This is a genomic window from Buttiauxella gaviniae ATCC 51604 (assembly GCF_001654835.1).
In the GTDB taxonomy this organism is placed as follows: domain Bacteria; phylum Pseudomonadota; class Gammaproteobacteria; order Enterobacterales; family Enterobacteriaceae; genus Buttiauxella; species Buttiauxella gaviniae.
Genome location: NZ_LXEP01000004.1, coordinates 1 through 20,748, shown reverse-complemented (window position 1 = coordinate 20,748; position 20,748 = coordinate 1). Strand labels below are relative to the sequence as shown.

The window sequence follows — 20,748 nt, the reverse complement described above, 5'->3', positions numbered from 1 at the left end:
TATTTACCAGACAACTCGTATCACCTCTCTAAAGGCTGCATTTATGCAGCCTTTTCTATTTGTAACCCTGACTCGCTTTTCCTTCACCTCCCACGAACGCAGTGTGCTGATTGTGTCTCAAGCCGTATGGCGGCAAAATAAGTAAAAAATCGTACGCCAATAATACGTTTGAAGGATATGAGCATGGTTAATGCAGCACCTCGCCTGGAAACTGAACGTCTAATTCTCCGCCATTTTACGCTGGATGATTTTCCGGCGTTAGCTGCCTGTTGGGCGGACCCAGAAATGGTGAGATTTATTGGTGGTGGACAACCGCAAGGCCCGGAAATGACTTGGGGAAGATTGCTGCGTTACATCGGTCATTGGCAGGCGCTGGGTTACGGCTACTGGGCTGTCTTTGAAAAAGAGACTGAGCGTTATATTGGTTCGTTTGGTTTTCAGGACGCACAACGTGAGTTAACTCCCGCGCTTGAACTTCCAGAAGCAGGATGGTCACTGATTCCAGTTGTTCACGGTAAAGGCTATGCCAGCGAAGCGCTAAACGCGATTCTGCAATGGGCTGACCGTGAGTTTACGACACCAGTTTGTTGCATTATTGATGATGACAACCTGCGTTCCATCCATCTGGCTGAGCGATTTGGTTTCCAGTTCCAGCATTTTGTTGAATACCACGGCAAGCAAATCAAAATGTTCATTCGTTCTGCCCGCTAACCATTACTGCCCACTGGTTTATAATTGAGCAATAAATAAACAAAGTGGGGGCGGTATGTATCAGAGAATTGACGGCGAAGAGTGGCGGCATGTGTTTATTGTTGGTGATTTACACGGCTGTCTCTCTGAATTAATTAGCCAGCTTAAACTTCATCATTTTGACTATCATCAGGATTTACTTATCTCGGTGGGTGATCTTATCGATCGCGGTGCAAACAGCCCGGGATGCCTGGCACTGCTCGGTAGTAAGTGGTTCAAAGCAGTAAAGGGCAACCATGAAGCGATGGCTTTAGAGGCGCTTGACGAAGGTGAGGGGATCCTCTGGCAGATGAACGGTGGTGATTGGTATCGGGAATTGCCAGAACAGCGTCAACATAATGTGCAGCTAGCCTTATTACAGTGCCGCGATTTGCCGTTGGTGATTGAACTTCATACACACGACAAGACGCTGGTTATTGCTCATGCAGACTACCCTTCAGCACATTACAGTTGGAATCAGCCCGTCGATGAACATTTACTGGTCTGGAGCAGGGATCGGCTTAATAAGAATTTACAGGGACGAGGCGAGGATATCGACGGAGCTGATGAGTTTTACTTCGGGCACACGCCGCTCAAAGAAGTGAGTCATTTTCATAATCAATATTATATTGATACCGGCGCGGTATTTGGTAATAAGCTGACTATGGTGCAGGTTCAGTAACACTACAACGAGCTGTATTCTTGCGCCGGGCGCCAGAAACTATCAATAAAATCTTCCACTGGGAAACAGCCACCGTAGCGTATCCGCTGCTCATCCATAGCGAACAGGCACTGCTGTTCAGTATTAAAGACATCTACCACAATATCTTCGCAGCCGCCGTCCAGGTAGCAAACAAATAAAACCAACGCAAACATGATTGCCTTTGAGTTGCACCGTTTGGCTTAATTGTAGGGGAAGTCACGAGAAGAGGGTAATCAGTGTCAATTAATTAACCCGTCTGGGCGACGGGTCACTTTGAGTTATGCAAGGCGCATGACCCAGGCATCAGATTTTTGGTCGTAATGTTGACGGTAGAGGACTGAATGTTCGCCATCAAGGACGGCGGGAATGCTTGTTTCATCATCCCAGGCATCAAGTTGCATGCACAGGTCCGGGTCGGATTTACAAGGGATGCTCAACGTGCGGTCCCCTTGCTGCTCGCCATGTAATTCAGCATCATCAATTTCGAAGATGCCTATTCGTACGCTAGTTTTCGTCATCTCGCTCTCCTTGGGTCTGGGTACATGTGGTATGACCAGTAAGGCCTCCCACAGTAGAGCGTAGACAAACGTACAAAAACTGCAAACTACATGGCGACTATTTTTTTAACGCATCAGCCCCTGGCGGCAAACAGTTTTCCGTCGCGAACCAATTCACGCGGATAGCTATTTTTCAGGCGAGATCCAACTTTTCTTGCCAGACCAAGAGGTTGCCCCTGGTATGTCACAACAACCTCATTTAGCGCGGGTGATACATCGGGGTAAATATCGCGACCGTGATACCACTCGTCCGCTTCAAATTCAGTAAGCGCAAATCCTAGCGGTGAATCACCAGGCACCAGGGCTATGACGGCTTCATGCTGCCAGCGGTAACCTTTGTTGTATTGCTCAGCAAGGCGCAAACCAATACGTGAAAAACGAACCTGGCCAAATAGCGGAATAATCTCTTTGGGGAATAGCCAGATTTCTTTATCTCTCAACCAAAGTTGTTGGTCAGCTTGCCAGGCGATTCCAGACTGTTTCGCAGCAGCGGTTACTTCCGCAGCTTGTTTTCCGTGCATTGGTATAAACGGGAATTTCCCCACTTTGTAACCGGGGGCCGGGAGCGCTTCTACGGATGCAGTTTTGCGCAGACGAGCAACAAAGAATCCTTCGCAATCGTAAATTTGCGGGAAAACATGCAGGTAGCCTTCGGCGGTAATAGCTTTATTCGCCTCTGGGAACAGATCGTCAAGCGGGGCGATTTCAACTGCATCAGGCCACTCATCCAGTAACCACTGGCAAATTTTCTGATTCTCTTCACGGTTTAAAGTGCAGGTGGAATAGATCAACGTACCGCCGGGGCGCAGCGCATGAAAAGCACTGGCAATCAGCTCACGCTGCGTATCGGCAATGCTCGCAGTGCTTTCTGGCGTCCAGTTGCGCAGGGCGTCAGGATCTTTACGCACCACACCTTCACCTGAGCACGGGGCGTCCAGCAAAATTGCATCGAAACACTCCGGTAGCGCAGCACCAAACACCCGGCCATCAAAATGCGTCAACGCGACGTTGCTGATACCACAGCGGCTGATGTTAGCGTGTAGCACTTTTACCCTACTAGCGGAATATTCATTGGCAAGGATAGCGCCATGATTGCCCATACGCGCAGCAATTTGCGTGGTTTTGGAACCAGGTGCCGCCGCGACATCCATAATCCGGTCCGGTTGATTGCCGTCAGCAAACAATGCCGTAACGGGTAACATTGAACTGGCTTCCTGAATGTAGAACAGACCACTTAAATGTTCGGCAGTACTACCCAACGGCAGGCTTTCTTCATCATCTCGTTCAATCCAGAACCCTTCTGCGCACCAAGGAATCGGTGTCAGATGCCAGTCATAAGAGGCGACAAGCGCAAGAAAATCGTTGACCGAAATCTTGATGGTATTTACACGCAAGCTGCGACGCAATGGGCGCTGGCAATACTCGATAAAGCTCTCGAGAGTTTGATCTGCCGGGAGTGCATCACGAATAACATCAAGAAAAGCTTGCGGGAGAAAGGCGGTGTGAGAGTGAGCCACTAAGGAAGTCCAGAAAAAAATGAAGGAGCGATGGTAACACAAACGCCCCGGTGAGACACCGAGGATTGAAAATACCCTGATATAATAAATACATTACATTTCAATGCATTGACAGCTTATGCTGTATCGATAAACAGTATTATTATGGTGCATTTAAACGGATTTAATTGTATTTTATTGTTCTCAGTCCCCCACCCAGCACCCCATGAGGACCCCGAGCAATGGCATTTTATACGGTTGAAAAACGCTTGAGAGCTGATGGTACAACGCGATATCGCTGCACCGTTGGTGTTAAGAGTGGTGGCAAATATGTTTTTCGTGAAAACCGAACCTTCCAAAAGCTAGCCTTGGCTAAAGGCTGGGGGACTAAACGTGTTGCTTATATAGAGGAGTTTGGTCTTCCTAACCCTGAGACTTATTCTGGGAAGGCCATATCTCTTTCAGAATTGATAGCAAATTATATAAATCATAAAGATGTTGAATTAGGGCGATCTAAAAAAGAAGTTCTTAATCGACTAGCAAAGAGCGAGCTAGCTACCAATGAACTGAATGTTCTCACATCTCAGCACTACATCGAATTTTGCCACCTCAGAAAGGCTCAGGGATGCTCCCCGAAGACGATATCTGACGATATTTCCTATATTGATTCTGTGCTACAGGCAGCAAAGCCTCTTTTTAATTTAGAAATTGACCACTCTCAAATGTCAGATGCACGGATTTTTCTAAAGCACATGAAGATGGTTGGAACGTCAAACCAACGTAATCGACGGCCATCTAACGATGAGTTTGAGCTTCTATTAAATGGACTTAAACAGAAAGAAAAGTCTGCACATAGTAAGGCACCGTTCGGTGATATTTTTCTTTTATCTACCCTGACATGTACCCGTATAGGTGAGCTTTGTAGAATTCGATGGGATGATATTGATGAGCAGCAGCGCAGTATATTAGTCCGTGACAGAAAGGATCCAAAGAAGAAAGTGGGTAACCATATGACAGTTCCACTGCTAGGTGAGGCTTGGGACATTGTTCAGAGGCAGCCTCGAGTAGATGAACGAATTTTCCCATTTCGTGAGCGCAGTATCACACAAACATATCGGCATGTTCGCGACGATTTATCAATCCGAGATCTGAGGTACCATGATTTGCGACGTGAGGGGGCTAGTAGGCTCTTTGAAGCAGGATTTAGTATAGAGGATGTTGCACAAGTGACAGGGCATCGTTCTCTCAATACATTATGGAAAGTGTACAGAGAAATGTTCCCGAATACCCTTCACGAGAAATTTGATCGTCTTAAGAAAGAAAGCCTAAACCATGTTGCTAACGCTAGTTAGCATGGTCTCATTTGATCAAACAAGTCCTTGGCTTTTTTCCTTTGCTGGTCAATATGATCGGCAAGATCTTGAACATGAAGCATCCTAGGGGCTTTTTGGCTTTCTGAGGCACGAAACGTAGCAATAGGAAGTTCTCCGAGCGCGGCTTTCTTTTCGGCTGTCGCTGGTTTCATGCCAAAATATTTTTCAGAGACATCTGCAATTGGAATAGTGGGCGTTCCGAACTCAGCAAGTAAAAGAAATACGGTATTCATAGATTTTTCTCCATATATCCCGGCTGCACCCGGGCCAGTTGGTTTAAATGTTGGGGTTTGTTGCTGGAACTAACTTCTGCCAGATAGCAGACACGTATTTAGCCTGATGTTTAGCATCGGCCAATGCGTTATGCATTTCACCCTCAAAGGGCATATCGCGTTTAGGGTCAAATCCAACAGCGCGACCAAGATCGACAATTGTCCGGACATCCTGATCGTTCCAGAATTTCCATGGGGTTATGTGTCCAGCGCGTTCGTAAGCACCACGCAGAATGACATTGTCAAAGCTGGCACCATTACCCCAGACTTTCAGGTATTTAGGGTTATCAGCATGACGATTAATGAAATGGCTTAATTCAGAGAGCGCTGACGGGATAGGCATTGCATCATCAGCACAAATGGCTGCTCTCGCTTCTGTACTTTGCTTCATCCACCAGATGATGGTATCTCCATCAGGTTGCGCCCCCTGAGCCATTGCGCTTTCAAGCTGGACCGCAGTGTAAAACTCCTCGCCAATCTTCCCGCTCTGCGGATCAAAGAATACAGCCCCGATGGAGACGATAGGTGCGGTGGGTTTATTACCCATGGTTTTTAAATCAATCATCAAATGGTTCATATATGACCTTATTTTCATTAATTTTAATAAAATAGCTCATTAATAACCTATTGCGCACTATGTGGGTCATTAATGGTCTTTTTTGTATTTTATTTCTCACTGATAGCTCATAAAAGAACTATATCACTTCTATTTTTACTCCGGCGATAATGCCAGCACGCTCAATCGCTTCTTTTAACCAGAGCTTATAAGTAGAAGGGTAGAAGGTTTCATTTTTCCCGTTACCGCCCCAGAAGGCTTTACTGCTTGGGTCTGGTAATGCAAATGAAAGTGTGCGGGCTTCCAGTTCATCTATGTGCCGCGTCATTACGTCTGCACGATGCCTCCCAAGAACCTGGAAACGAAAGCGACCGGAAGTACTTTCTTTCTGAACCCACTCAGTTTTATCGTTCCATTCCTTATGGGCAAAGTTGAACTTATCTCGCTCGCTTTGTGCCTGCTCCAGCGCTGCTATCAGTTCAGCCACATGCAATGGAGTAACCGCGTCAAAGTAAGCCTGCCACTCGGGCGATAACCCTTCCGGCTTAGTTAACGGAGCGCGGCGAACGGCTTCGCGGAATGCTTCTATTCCCTTATCCATTGCTGGCCTCCCGACGCTCATCTTTGAACTCCCCCGGCCAGCGCTGGCGCATGCGATCATAGAGGTCTGCCACCTCTTCTGCTGACAATAAATCAGAGATATCATCCATTCTCACTGGGTTGCCAGATGACAAAATCTCGGTGATTTTTTTAATACGCTGTAAATTCAGCTTATCTCGCTCAAGATCTTCCTGTGTGCGGTACATAAAGCGATAGTTGGATAGGCGCTGGTATTTGCGGTCAAAGTAAATTGTCCTGGTAAATTTAATATATCTCGCCCCCTGACTCGTTACCGTCAACTCTCTATCGGGATGCTGCTTTTCGCCAATCTGCCAGACCGTATCGCCTTTTTTTAATGCATCGATTTCAATCTCCGTCAAGCGACCAACTTGCTTCACTAGGATGCTAATGCTCATTGCCTGCACCCCTTGCTTCGCTTTTAAAGGCTGCATTATCAACAGCAAGGTTAACTACCTGCTGATTCAGTGCATCTCGCTCTTTCGTGAGAGCTTTACGCAGTTCTAAAGATTCAGTTAGGGCAGTAAAAGTCACACTTAGCCTAGTGGCGACTTCGCGCATTAACTTGGCTTCTGCTGGTGGCAGAGTTGGTACCGCAGCATAAGCGGCGGCGACCAGGTCTTTTACTTTCAGATGCTGGTGCATGTGCGAAGCTCCATCAGTTCGTTGAAGCGGGTCATGAACAATCCAAAAGCCTGTCCAGGACGCAGTGGCACAATCTGGATCATGTCGCTGGTAGGGATACCCTCAAGTACAGGCCATTTGGTACCGTCATCAATGTCCAGATCCCGGCGTTCGGTAGCCAGCATTGTCAGGTCGGCATATTTCACGATAGCGGACTGTGTCAGTGGCAATTCGTACTTAAATCGAATAAGGCCGTCTACGAACGTTTCGATCCGTTGGTAGTCTGGAAGCAGGGCTTTAAGTGGCGCGGGAATATCCTGGCAATATGCCTCAGCCGCATCATGCATCAGCGCTTCAAATGCGAACTCAGGCGGTACCAACTGGCTGCACAATACGGAGTGTTGAGCCACGGAATAGAACTCTGGTAAATGACCAGCGAAGCGGCAAATATGCGATAACGCGGTGGCGATATCTTCAATCTCGATATCGTCAACGGTGGCGTTGGTATAATGAAAATGCTTGCCGGATAACGTCTGTATAAAACTCATCGGTATATTTCTCCATATATTCGCAGCTGCATCTGCGGTTGATTTTGGTTGCACGAATCCCTCGCCGGGTGGCGATTAAAAAAGGAATTACGCTTCACTAATTGCCCCAAACTGCAGGGCAATTAAGGCAGAGCAATTACGCTTTGAAGTTACCGATGAATGTTTCCACTGGTTTTTCGTTGAACTTGCCAATCAGCAGGTCACGGAATTCATTAGCGATAGCTTCTTCCTGGGCTTCCAGTTGGACGATACGCAGTACGAAACACGGCTCGCTACTTTTCAGCAGGCTATTACGCATGCTGAAGGCACGTTCACCCAGGCCTTCATACGGGACACATTTGAACTCAAAGGCCACTGGCATAACGTCTTTACTGGTGGCTTCAATGCTTTCCATCAGGGACTTTTTACCGCTGAAATCACCGTCTTCATGGTCAGCCTGAGTTGCCTGCTGGATAGTAATGCGGCGAACAGTTTGCGCGGCCTGGGCGATCGACATTGTCTTACCGTCAGCATCGAACGCAGTCAGGTAGTCACTCCAGTCTTCCAGCCACTCAGCGATTTGCTTCTGGCTCAGGCGGTCACCATCGATAGCCAGCAGTGCGCGGAACGGAGCTGTTTGTTTCAGCTTGATGGTTGAAACGTTATCGGCGTGGCCTGGATTGTCGAGTGTGCCGATATTGAAGACAGAGCGGGCACTCATGTTTTGCGCATCAATAAAGCAGCGTGCCGGTTCTTCAGTACTGGCATAACCAACAGAGTAACGAACAAAGTCATCAATGCTGGTCGTATCCATGGCGCCACGGAAGCGGAAGCGTGCCAGGCCAAAGCGCTCCAGGCTTTCTACGCTTACGTCTTTTGGCAGCATGGCGGTAGGGCAGGCAAGGCCACCAATATCACCAAGATGATAACCAGAAAGGACCAGGTCTTTTACTTGCTGGATAGCGCCGCCGTCTAATTGAGACATACAAAATTCCTTATAAATAAATTGGTAGAAGTAATGGCAGTGAATTAGTCAGTCGCGGTTCACTGAGCCGCTTTAAGCTTTCCGTCAGTAGCGCCGTTGATCCCGAAGAGTTGCCCCTGATCTTCCTGCAAGATGGTGAGCTTGCCGCCACGGTTAACCCACATAGGGGTTTCAGTGGTGTCTTCTTCCGTCGCCTTGCCGCGTGGAGTAGGGGTGGTGTACTGCAATTTGTGCTTGATCTTGACGCGCTTCTCTTCGACAGAGTTGCCCATGCGTTCAATATCAAAAGTCAGAACCACTTTGCCTTTTCCGCCGTTATTCAGCGTGCCGAGTGCAGTGGTATTGAGTGAGGCGGCGATCTTATTCATGAATACGCCAGCATCCAGTTCGCCCAGAAAGTCGGGCACTACAGTCATGCGGTCATTGCTCATCGTTTTACCCTCGTAATGGCAGCTGCAACTGCCAGTTAGAAATCTCCATACACACGATTAGGTTGTGGTGCCGGGTGCCTCCCGGTGCTGTCTGGCGGCAAACCATCCAGCGATGACCTATACCGATAATGACTTGATGTTTTGCCTTTCATCGCGAGCGCTGAGCCGCATTCACCACAACGAAGAGAGCACTGCCGGTGTCCGAATTGAACGGACTTTTTCTCTGCCCATTGCCACTGAATCGTGGTGTCTGGAATTGAACCGGACATTAAACCTTGCTCGTCAATGCTCTCATCGTTGTAAGCCTGTCTTTTATCCACATCAGGCTCGGTGCTATTCTTGGTGCTCTCACACAGCCAAGAAGGAAATTTTTATGCGTGGTACCGTTGTTCACCATGAAAAACGTATCGGTTACATTGTTATCCGTGACCCAATGGGAGAGTTCACTGTTGCAGAGCTTCTCGGTGGATATGACGTTGAAAAAGGTCATGTCATATCTGGCGATCTCCACAGTCTCGGTGGTGAAACTTTCACTAACGAGACTGAGGAAGAGGAGATTGATGTATTTGTTCAGAGCTATGGCATGTCTGAGCAGCAATCAATCCGCCTGATTCAAAACACTCGCTAATCCAACTCCTGAACAAAGCGCAATCCTTTAACGTCCATTCACACTGCTGATAAGAAATTACCTTCCCGGACTCGGCCTGGAGTTCGGGGGCATTATTCATGCCTCTTTGCGCTGCCTGTTCCAGCAGCTTGACCTTGCTGAGTAGCTTTGCTTTAACTTCCTGCATCTTGCTTCCCTCCCGAAACGCTAGGTTTACGAATCATCCCCATCTTCATACGCCAGGGGCCGCTACTTAGTGGGCGTCCTGCCTGTTCACTGCCGTTGAGATGAATGTACCTTTAGTTACCTTGGCGGTCAAGGGTGAAGTGTACCTATTGTTACCTTGATGGGCATAAAAAAAGCCAACAATTGTTTGCTGGCTTTCTTTTGGCTAGGAGTTACAGGGGGTTAGATATTTTGTGTTATTTGAACAACTTTCCCTATTATCCGGCAGTTGCCATCAATTGGAATTGGCTTGAAGGCAGGGTTTAGGGGCATTAAATAAGAATAAGGGCCATCCCATACTAATTTTTTCACAGTTGCTTCTGATGAGCCATCTAGTACTGCAACCACTATCTTTCCGTATAAATTATCTAGCTGCCCATAGTTTGGTTCAACAATAACTATTGAACCTTCTGGTATGGACGGTAAGCCATTGGGATTCGTCATCGACTCTCCACGAACAACCAGCCCAAATACCTCATCACTTACATCAGCCGTCGTTTGAGTCCACGAAATCACATCAGTTAACCTTGAGCAAGCATAGCTTTCTGTCCAGTGGCCCGCCTGGACAGCAGAAATAATCGGAACAGAAACAGGTGCTTTGAAATAGGGTGTGACTCGAATGTCATCTTGTCCCTGATCTCCCTCTCCATAGAGGAGCCACTCTGGCGTAGTGGATAACGCTATGGCTAGTTGATGGAGATTCTCACCGTCTGGTTTGGTTGTTCCTGCTTCCCACTTAGTCACAGAAACACGGCTAACACCTAGCTTCTTTGCCAGTGCTAGTTGAGTTATTTCCAGCTGGACGCGCCGGGATCTAATTCGGTCTTTCATTTCTGTTTTCATGTAACTAATGTTACATCCTTTTGGTGTAACTGTTGTTTGCTATTTAATGTACCTTTTGTTACCTTTGGGCGGTCGAACTAAGGAGAATCAAATGCTAAAGAAAGTCGTTGTAAAGCACTTCGGTGGTATTTCCAAGACCGCGAATGCTTTGAATATTTCCCACCCTGCAGTCTGTCGATGGGGTGAGGTGATACCAGAAAAGCAAGCCTTCGTTATTGAACGGATTACCAAAGGAAAGTTGAAGTACGACGCTTCTCTTTACCTGAAGACTAACGAATCAGCTGCTTGACCGTAACCACAGAAATAAGGAGTGAACAGTGGGTAATGAACCTGAATGGAAAGTAGATAAACAGCCAACCTGGCTGGTGGCCGCAATCAAAAAGACGATTACTGATCTGCCTGGTGGGTACTCAGAAGCTGCTGAGTGGATTGGTGTAACTGAAAACTCGCTATTCAACCGTCTTCGCTCTGAAGGCGATCAGATCTTCCCTTTGGGTTGGGCGATGGTGCTACAGCGTGCTGGTGGTTCACACCAAATTGCTGATGCAGTGGCCCGCAACTCAAATGGTGTCTTTGTTCCATTGGCAGATGTTGATGATGTGGACAACGGGGACATAAATCAGCGTTTGATGGAATCCGTCGAATGGATTGGCAAGCACTCTCAATACATCCGTAAAGCAACAGCGGATGGTGTGATTGATGCTGAGGAACGCGCTCAGATTGAAGAGCACAGCTATCAGGTAATGGCTAAGTGGCAGGAACATTTAACGCTTTTATTTCGAGTTTTTTGTGCGCCAGAAAAGAGTGACGCCCGCGAGTATGCAGCTCCGGGCGCCTTGGCGAAAAACTCTACGTTGTGTATGGAGAAATAATCCGCATGAGCAATTTAACCGAAAATTGTCATTTACCGCAACTAAGGATGCATCCGGTACCGGGTGCTCCATCGTTTCGGTATGTATGCATGGTACGTGGCCAGTGGGTTTCATGTAACCACAGTAGCGCTTACATGATTGTGGGGGTATTCAACCGGAGGGCTGCGCAATGGTTCAGCAAATGAGTAACGCTGCGGCGTCTACAGCGGTGTCTGTATTTTCTTCCGGCCTGGTAACTATGAGCAGTCGAGAAATCTCAGACCTGGTTGAATCACGTCATGCTGATGTTTGCCGAACCATTGAGAGATTGGCGGCAGCTGGGGCAATTCAGGGGTATACGCCAACGCCGTATACCCACCTTCAGAACGGGCGAAACTACAAAGAGTACCTGATTGGCAAACGCGACAGCTACGTAGTTGTCGCACAATTATCTCCACAATTTACCGCTCGTCTTGTGGATAGATGGCAGGAGTTAGAAAACAAAACTGCAGTCCCACAATCTTTACCCGAAGCTCTTCGCCTGGCCGCTGATATGGCAGAGCAGAATGCACAGTTGGCAAACAAGGTTCATCAGGACGCGCCAAAGGTCGCGTTCGTTAACCAATACGTCGAAGCCGGTGGCAATAAAAGTCTGCGTGAAACAGCGAAGATCCTGAATATGCCAGAGAAGGCGATGATTGACACTCTGGTCCGGGACAAGGTGCTGTTCCGTCAGTCTGGCAACCTGCTGCCCCATGCCCTGCGTCAACGCGATGGTTTGTTTACGGTGAAAACTGGTACTTCCGATTTTGGTCACGCATTCACACAGACTCGAGTTACGCCAAAAGGGGTTCAGTGGATAGCAGAACGCTACGCCTCTGAACTGATGGGGGGTTGATAGTGAGTGTTAAATTATCTTCCTATGTCTGGGACGGTTGTGCGTCGTCTGGCATGAAGTTGTCAAGTGTTGCCATTATGGCTCGCCTGGCTGATTTCAGTAACGATGAGGGTGTTTGCTGGCCTTCCATTGAAACCATTGCGCGTCAGATTGGTGCCGGTGCAAGTACGGTCAGAACTGCTGTCGCAAAGCTTGAAGCTGAAGGCTGGTTATCCCGCACAGCTCGTCGCAAGGGCAATCGCAATGCATCCAATGTATACCGTCTTAACGTGGCGAAATTGCAAGCGGCGGCATTTGCTCACCTGTCAAAATCTGACACATCAAAAACTGACGGGTCAAAATCTGTCGCATCAAAATTTGATGGGTCAAAATTGAACGAGGAAAGTGGTTTTGACCCGGCAGAATCTGGCGGGGATCCGTCAGTAAAATCAAAACAAGATCCATCAAAAGTAAAAGACTCTCGTCAGCCTGCTGCGCAGACCGACCGTGAAGTAGAAATTACTGATCAAGCTAAACAAGTTCTTTCTCACCTGAATCTCGTGACAGGCTCCCGTTACCAGGTCAGCAAATCCTCGATGGAAAATATCCGTGCCCGACTGGGGGAAGAATTTTCCCTCGAAGACTTGAATCTGGTTGTCGACTACAGCCAGGCGAAGTGGGGGCACGATATCAAGATGGCTGAATACTTGCGCCCTGTAACGCTGTTCCAGATCTCCAAATTCCCTGGCTACCTTCAGTCTGCAACGAAGTGGCATGCTGCAGGGCGACCTGAAAATGTGAACGGCCAGTGGGTTAAACCGGGGGAAGTGCCAGCAGGCGACACAACCGAACGTGATGCGGCATATCGCCGGTACATGAGCGGAACCATTTCTCAGACCAAACCAAGTGAACTTGAACAGCGTGTTTGTAAAGCAGCCAGCACGGCGAACCTCCGCAAACAGCGCCCAGAATTTGCCATTAGCCGCTGGAACGCTATCTGGAAAGAGCAGGCACAGCGCGGAAACCAGGGGGAAGCAGCATGAGGGCAATTCTTACTCCTGAAATTGCTCCGCGTCTCGGCCTGGCATTGTTCCGGCCAGGCTCAGATGTGATGGTTTTATTCCATCAGGGGCGTGTGCTGATTGAAGGTGTTCCTGAGCATTTGCAGCATTTGCCGTCCGGTATTGTACCGGCGGCAACACAACCGCTATCTGATGATCTGGCGTTGCTGGCCTTCTTTACGAATGAACGTGTGATTCAGGCTGCTGGTGGCCTTTCGACCCTTAACGCATCACTCCTCAGGGAGAATGGTTGTCAGTATCCGCACGGTGATTACCACCACCCCGAAATGGTCATCATGTCTTATCCACCGGGTTCAATTCGCGTTTGCTGGCATTGCGATAACAAGTTGCGAGAGCAGGCGACGGAGCTACTTGCGGATCTGGCGCACCGGAACGTGGTGGAATTCGTCATTGCTTCAGCACTGCGTAATCTTGGTTTTGATGGCACTCATCAACTGACGCTGCCAGAACTCTGCTGGTGGGCGATACGTTATGACCTGGTTGATTGCCTTCCTGAAGGGATGGCTCGTAAAGCATTGCGGAAGCCGGAAGAGCCGTTCCTGTCCGTATATAAAGAAAGTGACATTGTGCCCTCACTTCCGGCCACCAGCATTGTTAAAGAGAAAGTGAAAGCGGTCAGTGCAGTAGTTAGAGCTCACGCACATACGCTCGAAGAGCCGGTTAAACCCGTCCTGAAACTTATCGCTGATCCGGAAAGCCCTGAATCATTCATGCTGCGACCGAAGCGGCATCGCTGGATAAATCCGGTTTATACCCGATGGGTGAAAACTCAACCCTGCGAATGCTGCCGCCGACCAGCAGACGACCCGCACCATATCATCGGGCATGGTATGAGTGGTACAGCCACAAAAGCCCACGACCTCTTCGTGATCCCTCTGTGCAGAGAGTGTCACGACGAATTGCACGCTGACTTAGCAGCATTCGAACTTAAGTATGGAACCCAGCTTGAGCTGGTGTTTCGTTTTCTGGATCGCGTGTTGGCAATTGGCGTAATAGTTAAAGCGTAAGTGTATGGAGATAATTGATGCGTGATATGCAAATGGTCTTAGAGCGTTGGGGGGCCTGGGCGGCAAGTGAAAGCTCTGGCGTAGATTATTCACATATTGCTGCTGGTTTTAAAGGTTTGTTGCCTCAATCAAGTAGCAATAGGTTGTCATGTACTGATGATGACGGGCTCATCATTGAAAGCTGTATGACAAGGCTACAGAAGAAAAAACCATATGAGCATTCTCTCTTGGTTGCATATTATATTTATCGTGTTTCCAAGAGGAGCATGGCAAAGAGTCGGAAAAAAGATGAAAAAAATATAAGAATAGAAATACAAATGGCGGAAGGTTTCATTGACGGGTGTTTATCAATGTTAGACATACGACTTGATATGGAGTAATTGATTTTTAGTACAATAATTGCAAGTGCATTAGTATGCTCTTGCAATTATCATTTTATTTATGATTTCGGTAGCAAGGATGAGAGGTTATCATTAACAGGTATGTCGTAATTTGATAACAATTGATTGAGGTTCAAACCAATAATTTTCCTAACAGCTCCTAATGAATAATTAAGTTCTTTTATATCGGGATTGGTAGAGGTGTTATTCATATAGTATCTACAGGCTGCTATGATAGATTGAATTATTACCGATAAGGGTGAAATTGAGTCAACTTCTGCCCTTATAGCCGATAGGGAAACTCTTAACTCTTTTAAAGAATCGGCAACAAATGTCGGATCTTCTTGAAGGTAATCCATATAAAGGCAGCCTTTATCTTCAAGAATGTGAACTATTCGTTCAGCTATCTTCAGCTCTGTTTTTAATTGCCCACCTTGGATCATTCCAAAAATCATCCTCTTGCCTCCCTCCAGGCAATCCTTGATCAGGGTTTCATGATCTCTTTTCCATTTTCTAAGCTCACTGGCTTCATACCCCAGACCATTATTTTTGTCGATTAAATCAGAGCATGTGGCACATAACCAGATTGCATTATTTATACTTTTTCTCTCTGCTGTTGTTTGAGACATATCATATCTTGGGCCATTAGATGAAGCCGCGCATATGTGAGCTGCTTCTCCTGTTTTTATAGACCGATCGGTGCATGCTTGGTCAGGGCCAATAGTTAATCTGTTACATGTTGGATGGCTACAAACATAGGCAGCTCTTTCGGCAAGTTTTGATACCGTAGCGGTGCTAAAATTGTCTCGCATTTATTAATCCTTGTATTTACCTGTTCCCAGTTTATTGCTTTGGCGATAATAAATTAAAAAGCTATCGCGGTCCGCAAAAACCATAGTATTGTGATAAGAGTGGTCACAAAGACACCGCACTTATCAAACCAAAAACCTCGCCTCGGCGGGGTTTTGTTGTTTCTGGAGGTTGAAAATGGAGTAGCAAAGCGGTGAGACCGCAAATACAGATGCTTGATTAATGTCAGGCCGCGCGACGACGGCGTTAATACGGTCGGGTTCCCACGGCGACGTAGTGAGGGAAAGGGAAGTGAAGGCGCATAGCGCTGTAGCATCACTGAGTTTGGACTGGCGACCCGATTAACGCAGCAAACAGCCTAAAAAATACGATGGTGCGCCGCGACACCTATAGCGGCAATTTAACAGCGCAAAAATGCGCGCTGGCACGCCTATTTTGCCATTCATATCTTGATGTGCGTTTTGTTCAGAGTTACATGTGTGTCATACACAAAAAATGGATAAAGACATGCTAAATCAAAAAGATATGACGGAAACGGCAAGGGCGGTTTTCAATGAACTAAGCGACGAACCTGCAACCGTTGGGGAGATCGCCCAGAACACACATCTGACGCGTGAACGATGCCAGTTAATACTGACGCAGTTAGTCATGGCGGGGTTATCGGAATATCAGGTCGGATGTTACAAGCGCCTCCATTAAGGAGGCTTCTGCTGTGAAATGGGCGGCTGGTGGGTGTTGTAGCACCCGACCAGCCATTCGCTCATGTCTTAAGGTCACAAGCGAACCAAGGCCCACAGCTTTAGCGCTAAAGCACAGTGAGCCTACCAGAGTCATGCTTACTGATCTATGAAAAATACTGTAATTTTAAACAGTGTTGAGTTGTTCAACGCTGATTGTCTTCAAGTTCTTGCTTCCCTTCCTGATAATTCCGTCGATCTCATTGTTACCGACCCGCCTTACTTCAAGGTGAAATCCAATGGCTGGGATAACCAGTGGCGGGGTGATGCTGATTACCTGGCCTGGCTCGATACTTGCCTGGCTGAGTTCTGGCGGGTGATGAAACCAAACGGAAGTATTTACCTGTTCAGTGGCCATCGCCTGGCGGCTGATATTGAGTTGCTGATGCGTCAGCGCTTCAACATTCTGAACCACATCATCTGGGCGAAACCTTCTGGCCGTTGGAACGGTTGCAATAAAGAAAGCCTGCGGGCTTATTTCCCCGCGACTGAGCGCGTGCTGTTCGCAGAACATTATCCGGGGCCGTATAAACCCGACAGTTACGCCGAAGAGTGCGACGACAACAAACGGCACATCATGAGCCCGCTGATTGATTATTTCCGCAATGCCCGGGAAGCTCTGGGTGTGACGTCAAAACAGATTGCAGATGCGACGGGCAAGAAGAACATGGTTTCGCACTGGTTCGGTGCCAGCCAGTGGCAGTTACCGAACGAGGCGGATTATTTAAAGCTGCAGGCGCTGTTCACTGATGTAGCCATCACAAAGCATGTGAACCATGAACTGGATAAGCCACATCACCAGTTGGTGGAAACATGGCAGTCATTAAACCGAACATACTCTGAGCTGCTGAGTGAGTTCAAAGCTCTCAGGCGTCCGTTTGCTGTTTCAGTTTCGGTTCCGTACACCGATGTATGGACCCATAAGCCCGTCCAGTTCTACCCAGGTAAGCACCCATGTGAAAAGCCTGCCGATATGCTGCGGCAGATTATCAACGCCAGCAGCAAACCCGGCGACGTGGTTGCTGATTTCTTTATGGGTTCCGGATCGACAATCAAAGCGGCAATACAGCTTGGACGTCAAGGAATAGGTGTGGAACTGGAAGAGGAGCGATTCAGGCAAACAGTGGAAGAAATCAGAGTACTGGCAGAGTAACCACATTGGCCCGCATTTGCGGGTCTTTTTATTTCCATCACACAGCACCCGCAACTAGCGAGGTGAGAGCATGCACCGAATGGATAAATTGACCACTGGCGCGGCCTATGGCGCCTCAATTGGCAGCATAGCCAATGGCATCCTTAACGCCTACAGCCCTGAACAGTGGAATGCCATTGGTGTACTGGCCGGGATACTGATAGCCATCCTGACTTATCTGACCAACCTTTATTTCAAACTTAAAGAAGATAGGCGCAAGGATAGGAGCCAACATGAATCCAACACTTAGAAATAAGCTGGTGGCCACGATAGCCAGTGGAGCGGGTGCAATCACAATTGCTGGTGTGATGCTTGGTAATGCAGACGGCGTTGAAGGACGTCGATATTACGCATACCAGGATGTTGTTGGTGTCTGGACTGTTTGCGATGGTCATACAGGCAGTGATATCCGTCGTGGGTATCGCTATTCCAACCGGGAATGTGATGCGTTGCTTAAGTCAGACCTGAGCAAGGTTGCTAAGGCCATTGATCCATTAATTCGTATTTCTATACCAGAGCCAACACGCGCCGCTCTTTATTCTTTCACCTATAACGTCGGTGCCGGAGCTTTTGCCAAATCCACTCTACTGAAGAAGCTGAATACAGGCGATATCATTGGCGCTTGTGATGAGCTGAAACGATGGACATTTGCTGGTGGTGTGCAGTGGAAAGGGCTTATCTCCCGCAGAGAGATTGAGTACACAGTATGTACCTGGGGACAGTAATGAAAATCCCTTACCAGCTCCTGATCTCATTGTTCGTCTGTAGCCTAGCTGGTGGCCTGATCTTGAGTGCTAACTACTACCACACCAAATATCAGGATGAGAAACGGCGTGCTGATAAATCAGAGAAAAGCCTCGGCCTGGCGAAGCAGACAATTAGTGATATGCAGACGCGCCAACGTGATGTTGCAGCACTCGATGCGAAATACACCGGAGAACTGGCGAATGCCAAAGCGACTATTGAACAGTTGCAGCGTGATGTTGCTGCTGGCACTAAGCGGCTGCGCCTCGCGGCCACCTGCTCTGGTGTGTCCTCAATCACCAGCACCACCAGCGTGGATGATGTTGCCGGCCCCCGACTTACTGACGCCGCTCAACGGGATTATTTCACCCTCAGAGAGCGAATCGAAACCAGCAGAAAAATGATTGCGGGCATGCAGGCTTACATAATTCAGCAGTGCCTAAAATAGTTAATAGTCCATTTGTATAATAAATAGAGTGATGCAGCCTCTCAAAATGTGACATAATTATTGTAACTTGTTGTGTTAAATTACTGTAACTTATTGTGTTAAATCATTGTTGTGATTGCCGAATGATTTTAAGGTGAAATTATGTCATTAGAAAAGCGTAAAAAATTAATTGACCTGCAAAATGAATCAGAAAAATATTTAAGCTCTAGGCGTAAAGTGATCTCTGAACAGGCAAAAATTGTTAGCGAAAGTATTTTTCCGAAGTGTAAAGCGTTTCTTGAAATGAATGGTCTCACAGTCGTTGAGACACAAGGGACTTTAGAAGCCAGCTATACTGGAAAAGTAATGGTGACTATTGATAGTCATGATAATGAGCAAGGTCCTGCGGGTTTCGATGGTTCATTTAATGTTATGTATAACAATAAAAAACATACTGTCAGATATCGCGTTTGCAGAGGCGCCCGTATCAATGTGCAATCTATGTTTTCTGGCAGTGAAGAAGCAAACTTGGATCAACAATTGGCTGCTGAGGCCACAAAAATTGCTACGTTGAAAGAATTAGGCACTAGCGATTTAGATGGTAGCGTTCAATTTATGCTTGTCGATCCATCTGTACAAAGAGCACCATTTGGTAAGCCAGACCAAAATGTCTTCACTGATTTACATATACTCCTGGCGAAAATCATTAACTAGCATTCGCTTTATGTGAACTTTGATGGTTAGAGTTTTCTTTAAAGCCACTGGCATTTGCTGGTGGCTTTTTTATTGGAGCGGATATGTGCTCATTACCATTTGCGTTTTATGCATTGCCCACCACTTTCCTGATGCTGCTAATGGTTTCAATTGCATTGAACGCCTGCATGCTCTGGGCTCGTTACAAAAATAAATAACAGCCTCGCATTCGCGTGGTTCCCGCGCATCGCACGCGCACCCAAGAGAGTCTTTCAGCAGTGAGCCTGGGTAATACCATTACCTCTCGGGCGGTATTGTCATGCGACAGGCTCACATCTAAAAGGAAATGAATATGAAGAATTTATCGCTAAAAGAGGTCATGCAGAGCTTGGCCGTAATGACCACTGCTGACGGTTTCGAATTGCAGAGCCCAGCGGGAAAGGCGAGTTATGACAAATGGGGCACGCGTCAGAGAGTCGAAGGTATTCCTGAGTATTTTCCGAAAATGTTAGCTGTTGGGGCTCCGAGCGGAGGCAAGTTGAAGAATACCTGCGGCATTGAGGTTAATGCTGGCGAGAACAGTAAACAATATGTTGTAGGTACGGGTATCAGCGTTAATGCATCCGCCACGAAAACCCGATTGTCTGACGATATGCGCAATGCTGTTATTGATGCAGTGCGTGAGAGCGGATTGTTCGCAGAGCTAACGCCTCAAAGCAAAGTGGAGTTTCTGGCTGAGCATTTCACCGTTACCAGTGGTGCTCTGGGGTCGCCACACTACAGCAATGTCATTACTGTGAATATCAATACCCAGCACAATGATGAAGAGTTAAGCGCCGTTATCGCGAAAGCTATTCAGGCCAGCCTGCGTCCAGGCGGCCTCATTCGTAACTCTATTCAAAAGCGCTAGTTCATATCAACCCTTCAATCAGGAAGGTAATCCAATGGCTAAGAACTACTATCAGGATGGCAATACCATGGACTGGCATAACGGTACCGGTAAAGACGTGGTATCAGGTCAGCCGGTAATTGTTGGTGATCTTATTGGTATCGCCCAGCACGACATCCCAGTTGATGCGGACGGTGAACTGATGATGACTGGCGTGTTTGTATTACCCAAGGTTACAGCAGGAACATGGCAGCGTGGCGTACAGCTGTGGTTGACCAAAGACGGCAAGCTTACATCTGAAGAGAAGGACGGCAGTGACCCCAATGCCTTCGCTGGCACCGCGTGGATCACCACCAATCCGAACGACCCCGAAGGTCGCGTGCGCCTTGGCTTCTGACCCGATCAGACCAAAACCACAGCAAATGATAATCATTATCATTGGAAAAGGTACTCCCGGGGACCCGGCCTGCCACGAGGCGGCGGGCACGCGGAAAGCGGCTAGTTTTTGATTTC

General features: G+C 47.7%; 32 protein-coding genes. 18 read left to right on the top strand and 14 right to left on the bottom strand.

Annotated features, from left to right (window positions below):
• The first annotated feature begins 183 nt into the window (after window positions 1-183).
• Together M977_RS02230 and M977_RS02225 are read left to right on the top strand one after the other, a co-directional pair.
• Window positions 184-711: a GNAT family N-acetyltransferase gene (locus tag M977_RS02230; protein WP_064511921.1), complete on the top strand. Its 528-nt coding sequence runs from the start codon at window positions 184-186 to the stop codon at window positions 709-711.
• Between the two features lie 55 nt (window positions 712-766).
• On the top strand, window positions 767-1,411 hold the full coding sequence (locus tag M977_RS02225) for a metallophosphoesterase (RefSeq protein WP_064511920.1): 645 nt from the start codon (window positions 767-769) through the stop codon (window positions 1,409-1,411).
• Window positions 1,412-1,413: 2 nt separating this feature from the next.
• Here M977_RS02225 and M977_RS02220 read toward each other — a convergent pair whose 3' ends face one another.
• From M977_RS02220 to rsmF, 3 genes are all read right to left on the bottom strand, one after another.
• The gene (locus tag M977_RS02220) at window positions 1,414-1,605 is read right to left on the bottom strand and encodes a YdfD/YebW family protein (protein ID WP_064511919.1); all 192 of its coding nucleotides are present in this window, start codon (window positions 1,603-1,605) and stop codon (window positions 1,414-1,416) included.
• A 105-nt stretch (window positions 1,606-1,710) separates the two neighbouring features.
• Complete coding sequence (locus M977_RS02215) at window positions 1,711-1,950, bottom strand: YebV family protein (protein WP_034455162.1); 240 nt, start codon at window positions 1,948-1,950, stop codon at window positions 1,711-1,713.
• A 113-nt stretch (window positions 1,951-2,063) separates the two neighbouring features.
• On the bottom strand, window positions 2,064-3,506 hold the full coding sequence (gene rsmF / locus M977_RS02210; RefSeq protein WP_064511918.1) for a 16S rRNA (cytosine(1407)-C(5))-methyltransferase RsmF: 1,443 nt from the start codon (window positions 3,504-3,506) through the stop codon (window positions 2,064-2,066).
• Window positions 3,507-3,727: 221 nt separating this feature from the next.
• Between rsmF and M977_RS02205 the strand changes: the two genes are divergently transcribed.
• Complete coding sequence (locus M977_RS02205; RefSeq protein ID WP_064511917.1) at window positions 3,728-4,837, top strand: tyrosine-type recombinase/integrase; 1,110 nt, start codon at window positions 3,728-3,730, stop codon at window positions 4,835-4,837.
• Here the strand turns inward: M977_RS02205 and M977_RS02200 are convergent.
• From M977_RS02200 to M977_RS25135, 9 genes are all read right to left on the bottom strand, one after another.
• Complete coding sequence (locus M977_RS02200; protein WP_064511916.1) at window positions 4,834-5,091, bottom strand: pyocin activator PrtN family protein; 258 nt, start codon at window positions 5,089-5,091, stop codon at window positions 4,834-4,836. The genes M977_RS02205 and M977_RS02200 overlap by 4 nt on opposite strands.
• Window positions 5,092-5,134: 43 nt before the next feature.
• The gene (locus M977_RS02195) at window positions 5,135-5,707 is read right to left on the bottom strand and encodes a 3'-5' exonuclease (RefSeq protein WP_064511915.1); all 573 of its coding nucleotides are present in this window, start codon (window positions 5,705-5,707) and stop codon (window positions 5,135-5,137) included.
• Window positions 5,708-5,825: 118 nt separating this feature from the next.
• A complete protein-coding gene (locus M977_RS02190) occupies window positions 5,826-6,287 on the bottom strand; it encodes a hypothetical protein (RefSeq protein WP_064511914.1) in 462 nt (153 codons plus the stop codon).
• Window positions 6,280-6,702 (bottom strand): hypothetical protein, encoded by a 423-nt coding sequence (locus M977_RS02185; protein ID WP_064511913.1) that lies wholly within the window; start codon window positions 6,700-6,702, stop codon window positions 6,280-6,282. Before M977_RS02185 ends, M977_RS02190 begins: the two co-directional genes overlap by 8 nt.
• Complete coding sequence (locus M977_RS02180; protein ID WP_064511912.1) at window positions 6,692-6,949, bottom strand: hypothetical protein; 258 nt, start codon at window positions 6,947-6,949, stop codon at window positions 6,692-6,694. The genes M977_RS02185 and M977_RS02180 overlap by 11 nt, the downstream gene beginning before the upstream one ends.
• On the bottom strand, window positions 6,934-7,476 hold the full coding sequence (locus M977_RS02175; RefSeq protein WP_064511911.1) for a hypothetical protein: 543 nt from the start codon (window positions 7,474-7,476) through the stop codon (window positions 6,934-6,936). The genes M977_RS02180 and M977_RS02175 overlap by 16 nt, the downstream gene beginning before the upstream one ends.
• A 136-nt stretch (window positions 7,477-7,612) precedes the next feature.
• On the bottom strand, window positions 7,613-8,440 hold the full coding sequence (locus M977_RS02170; protein WP_064511910.1) for a YfdQ family protein: 828 nt from the start codon (window positions 8,438-8,440) through the stop codon (window positions 7,613-7,615).
• 59 nt (window positions 8,441-8,499) lie between these two features.
• Window positions 8,500-8,871 (bottom strand): hypothetical protein, encoded by a 372-nt coding sequence (locus tag M977_RS02165; RefSeq protein ID WP_064511909.1) that lies wholly within the window; start codon window positions 8,869-8,871, stop codon window positions 8,500-8,502.
• Between the two features lie 35 nt (window positions 8,872-8,906).
• Entirely contained in the window at window positions 8,907-9,191 is a 285-nt protein-coding gene (locus M977_RS25135) for a hypothetical protein (protein ID WP_157092024.1), read from the bottom strand.
• Between the two features lie 53 nt (window positions 9,192-9,244).
• Between M977_RS25135 and M977_RS02160 the strand changes: the two genes are divergently transcribed.
• The gene (locus tag M977_RS02160; RefSeq protein ID WP_064511908.1) at window positions 9,245-9,499 is read left to right on the top strand and encodes a hypothetical protein; all 255 of its coding nucleotides are present in this window, start codon (window positions 9,245-9,247) and stop codon (window positions 9,497-9,499) included.
• A 387-nt stretch (window positions 9,500-9,886) separates the two neighbouring features.
• Here the strand turns inward: M977_RS02160 and M977_RS02155 are convergent, their stop codons facing one another.
• The gene (locus tag M977_RS02155) at window positions 9,887-10,546 is read right to left on the bottom strand and encodes a LexA family protein (RefSeq protein ID WP_193216257.1); all 660 of its coding nucleotides are present in this window, start codon (window positions 10,544-10,546) and stop codon (window positions 9,887-9,889) included.
• Window positions 10,547-10,637: 91 nt separating this feature from the next.
• On the opposite strand from M977_RS02155, the gene M977_RS02150 reads away from it, so the two are divergent.
• From M977_RS02150 to M977_RS02125, 6 genes are all read left to right on the top strand, one after another.
• Entirely contained in the window at window positions 10,638-10,835 is a 198-nt protein-coding gene (locus tag M977_RS02150; protein WP_064511907.1) for a Cro/CI family transcriptional regulator, read from the top strand.
• Between the two features lie 28 nt (window positions 10,836-10,863).
• Window positions 10,864-11,418 carry a YmfL family putative regulatory protein gene (locus M977_RS02145; RefSeq protein ID WP_064511906.1) on the top strand — a complete coding sequence of 185 codons (555 nt, stop codon included), beginning with the start codon at window positions 10,864-10,866 and terminating at the stop codon, window positions 11,416-11,418.
• A gap of 181 nt (window positions 11,419-11,599) precedes the next feature.
• Complete coding sequence (locus M977_RS02140; protein WP_245163476.1) at window positions 11,600-12,295, top strand: phage antirepressor KilAC domain-containing protein; 696 nt, start codon at window positions 11,600-11,602, stop codon at window positions 12,293-12,295.
• 2 nt (window positions 12,296-12,297) lie between these two features.
• Window positions 12,298-13,317 (top strand): conserved phage C-terminal domain-containing protein, encoded by a 1,020-nt coding sequence (locus M977_RS02135; RefSeq protein ID WP_064511904.1) that lies wholly within the window; start codon window positions 12,298-12,300, stop codon window positions 13,315-13,317.
• Entirely contained in the window at window positions 13,314-14,363 is a 1,050-nt protein-coding gene (locus tag M977_RS02130; protein ID WP_064511903.1) for a DUF968 domain-containing protein, read from the top strand. The genes M977_RS02135 and M977_RS02130 overlap by 4 nt, the downstream gene beginning before the upstream one ends.
• 17 nt (window positions 14,364-14,380) lie before the next feature.
• Window positions 14,381-14,743, top strand: coding sequence for an antiterminator Q family protein (locus M977_RS02125; protein ID WP_064511902.1), 363 nt, complete (start codon window positions 14,381-14,383; stop codon window positions 14,741-14,743).
• A gap of 59 nt (window positions 14,744-14,802) precedes the next feature.
• Here M977_RS02125 and M977_RS02120 read toward each other — a convergent pair whose 3' ends face one another.
• Window positions 14,803-15,555, bottom strand: a complete 753-nt coding sequence (locus tag M977_RS02120) for an HNH endonuclease (protein WP_064511901.1) — start codon at window positions 15,553-15,555, stop codon at window positions 14,803-14,805.
• A 475-nt stretch (window positions 15,556-16,030) separates the two neighbouring features.
• Here M977_RS02120 and M977_RS02115 point away from each other — a divergent pair, with 475 nt between their 5' ends.
• From M977_RS02115 to M977_RS02080, 8 genes are all read left to right on the top strand, one after another.
• Window positions 16,031-16,252, top strand: a complete 222-nt coding sequence (locus M977_RS02115; protein ID WP_245163475.1) for a DprA-like winged helix domain-containing protein — start codon at window positions 16,031-16,033, stop codon at window positions 16,250-16,252.
• Between the two features lie 147 nt (window positions 16,253-16,399).
• Window positions 16,400-17,443, top strand: a complete 1,044-nt coding sequence (locus M977_RS02110; RefSeq protein WP_064511899.1) for a DNA-methyltransferase — start codon at window positions 16,400-16,402, stop codon at window positions 17,441-17,443.
• 70 nt (window positions 17,444-17,513) lie between these two features.
• Window positions 17,514-17,732 carry a class II holin family protein gene (locus M977_RS02105; protein WP_064511898.1) on the top strand — a complete coding sequence of 73 codons (219 nt, stop codon included), beginning with the start codon at window positions 17,514-17,516 and terminating at the stop codon, window positions 17,730-17,732.
• The gene (locus M977_RS02100) at window positions 17,716-18,207 is read left to right on the top strand and encodes a lysozyme (protein WP_064511897.1); all 492 of its coding nucleotides are present in this window, start codon (window positions 17,716-17,718) and stop codon (window positions 18,205-18,207) included. Before M977_RS02105 ends, M977_RS02100 begins: the two co-directional genes overlap by 17 nt.
• The gene (locus M977_RS02095; protein WP_064511896.1) at window positions 18,207-18,674 is read left to right on the top strand and encodes a lysis protein; all 468 of its coding nucleotides are present in this window, start codon (window positions 18,207-18,209) and stop codon (window positions 18,672-18,674) included. The genes M977_RS02100 and M977_RS02095 overlap by 1 nt, the downstream gene beginning before the upstream one ends.
• Before the next feature lie 141 nt (window positions 18,675-18,815).
• Complete coding sequence (locus tag M977_RS02090; protein WP_064511895.1) at window positions 18,816-19,367, top strand: hypothetical protein; 552 nt, start codon at window positions 18,816-18,818, stop codon at window positions 19,365-19,367.
• 331 nt (window positions 19,368-19,698) lie between these two features.
• On the top strand, window positions 19,699-20,256 hold the full coding sequence (locus M977_RS02085; RefSeq protein WP_064511894.1) for a hypothetical protein: 558 nt from the start codon (window positions 19,699-19,701) through the stop codon (window positions 20,254-20,256).
• 34 nt (window positions 20,257-20,290) lie between these two features.
• Window positions 20,291-20,632, top strand: a complete 342-nt coding sequence (locus M977_RS02080) for a DUF2190 family protein (RefSeq protein WP_064511893.1) — start codon at window positions 20,291-20,293, stop codon at window positions 20,630-20,632.
• The last annotated feature ends 116 nt before the right edge of the window (window positions 20,633-20,748 follow it).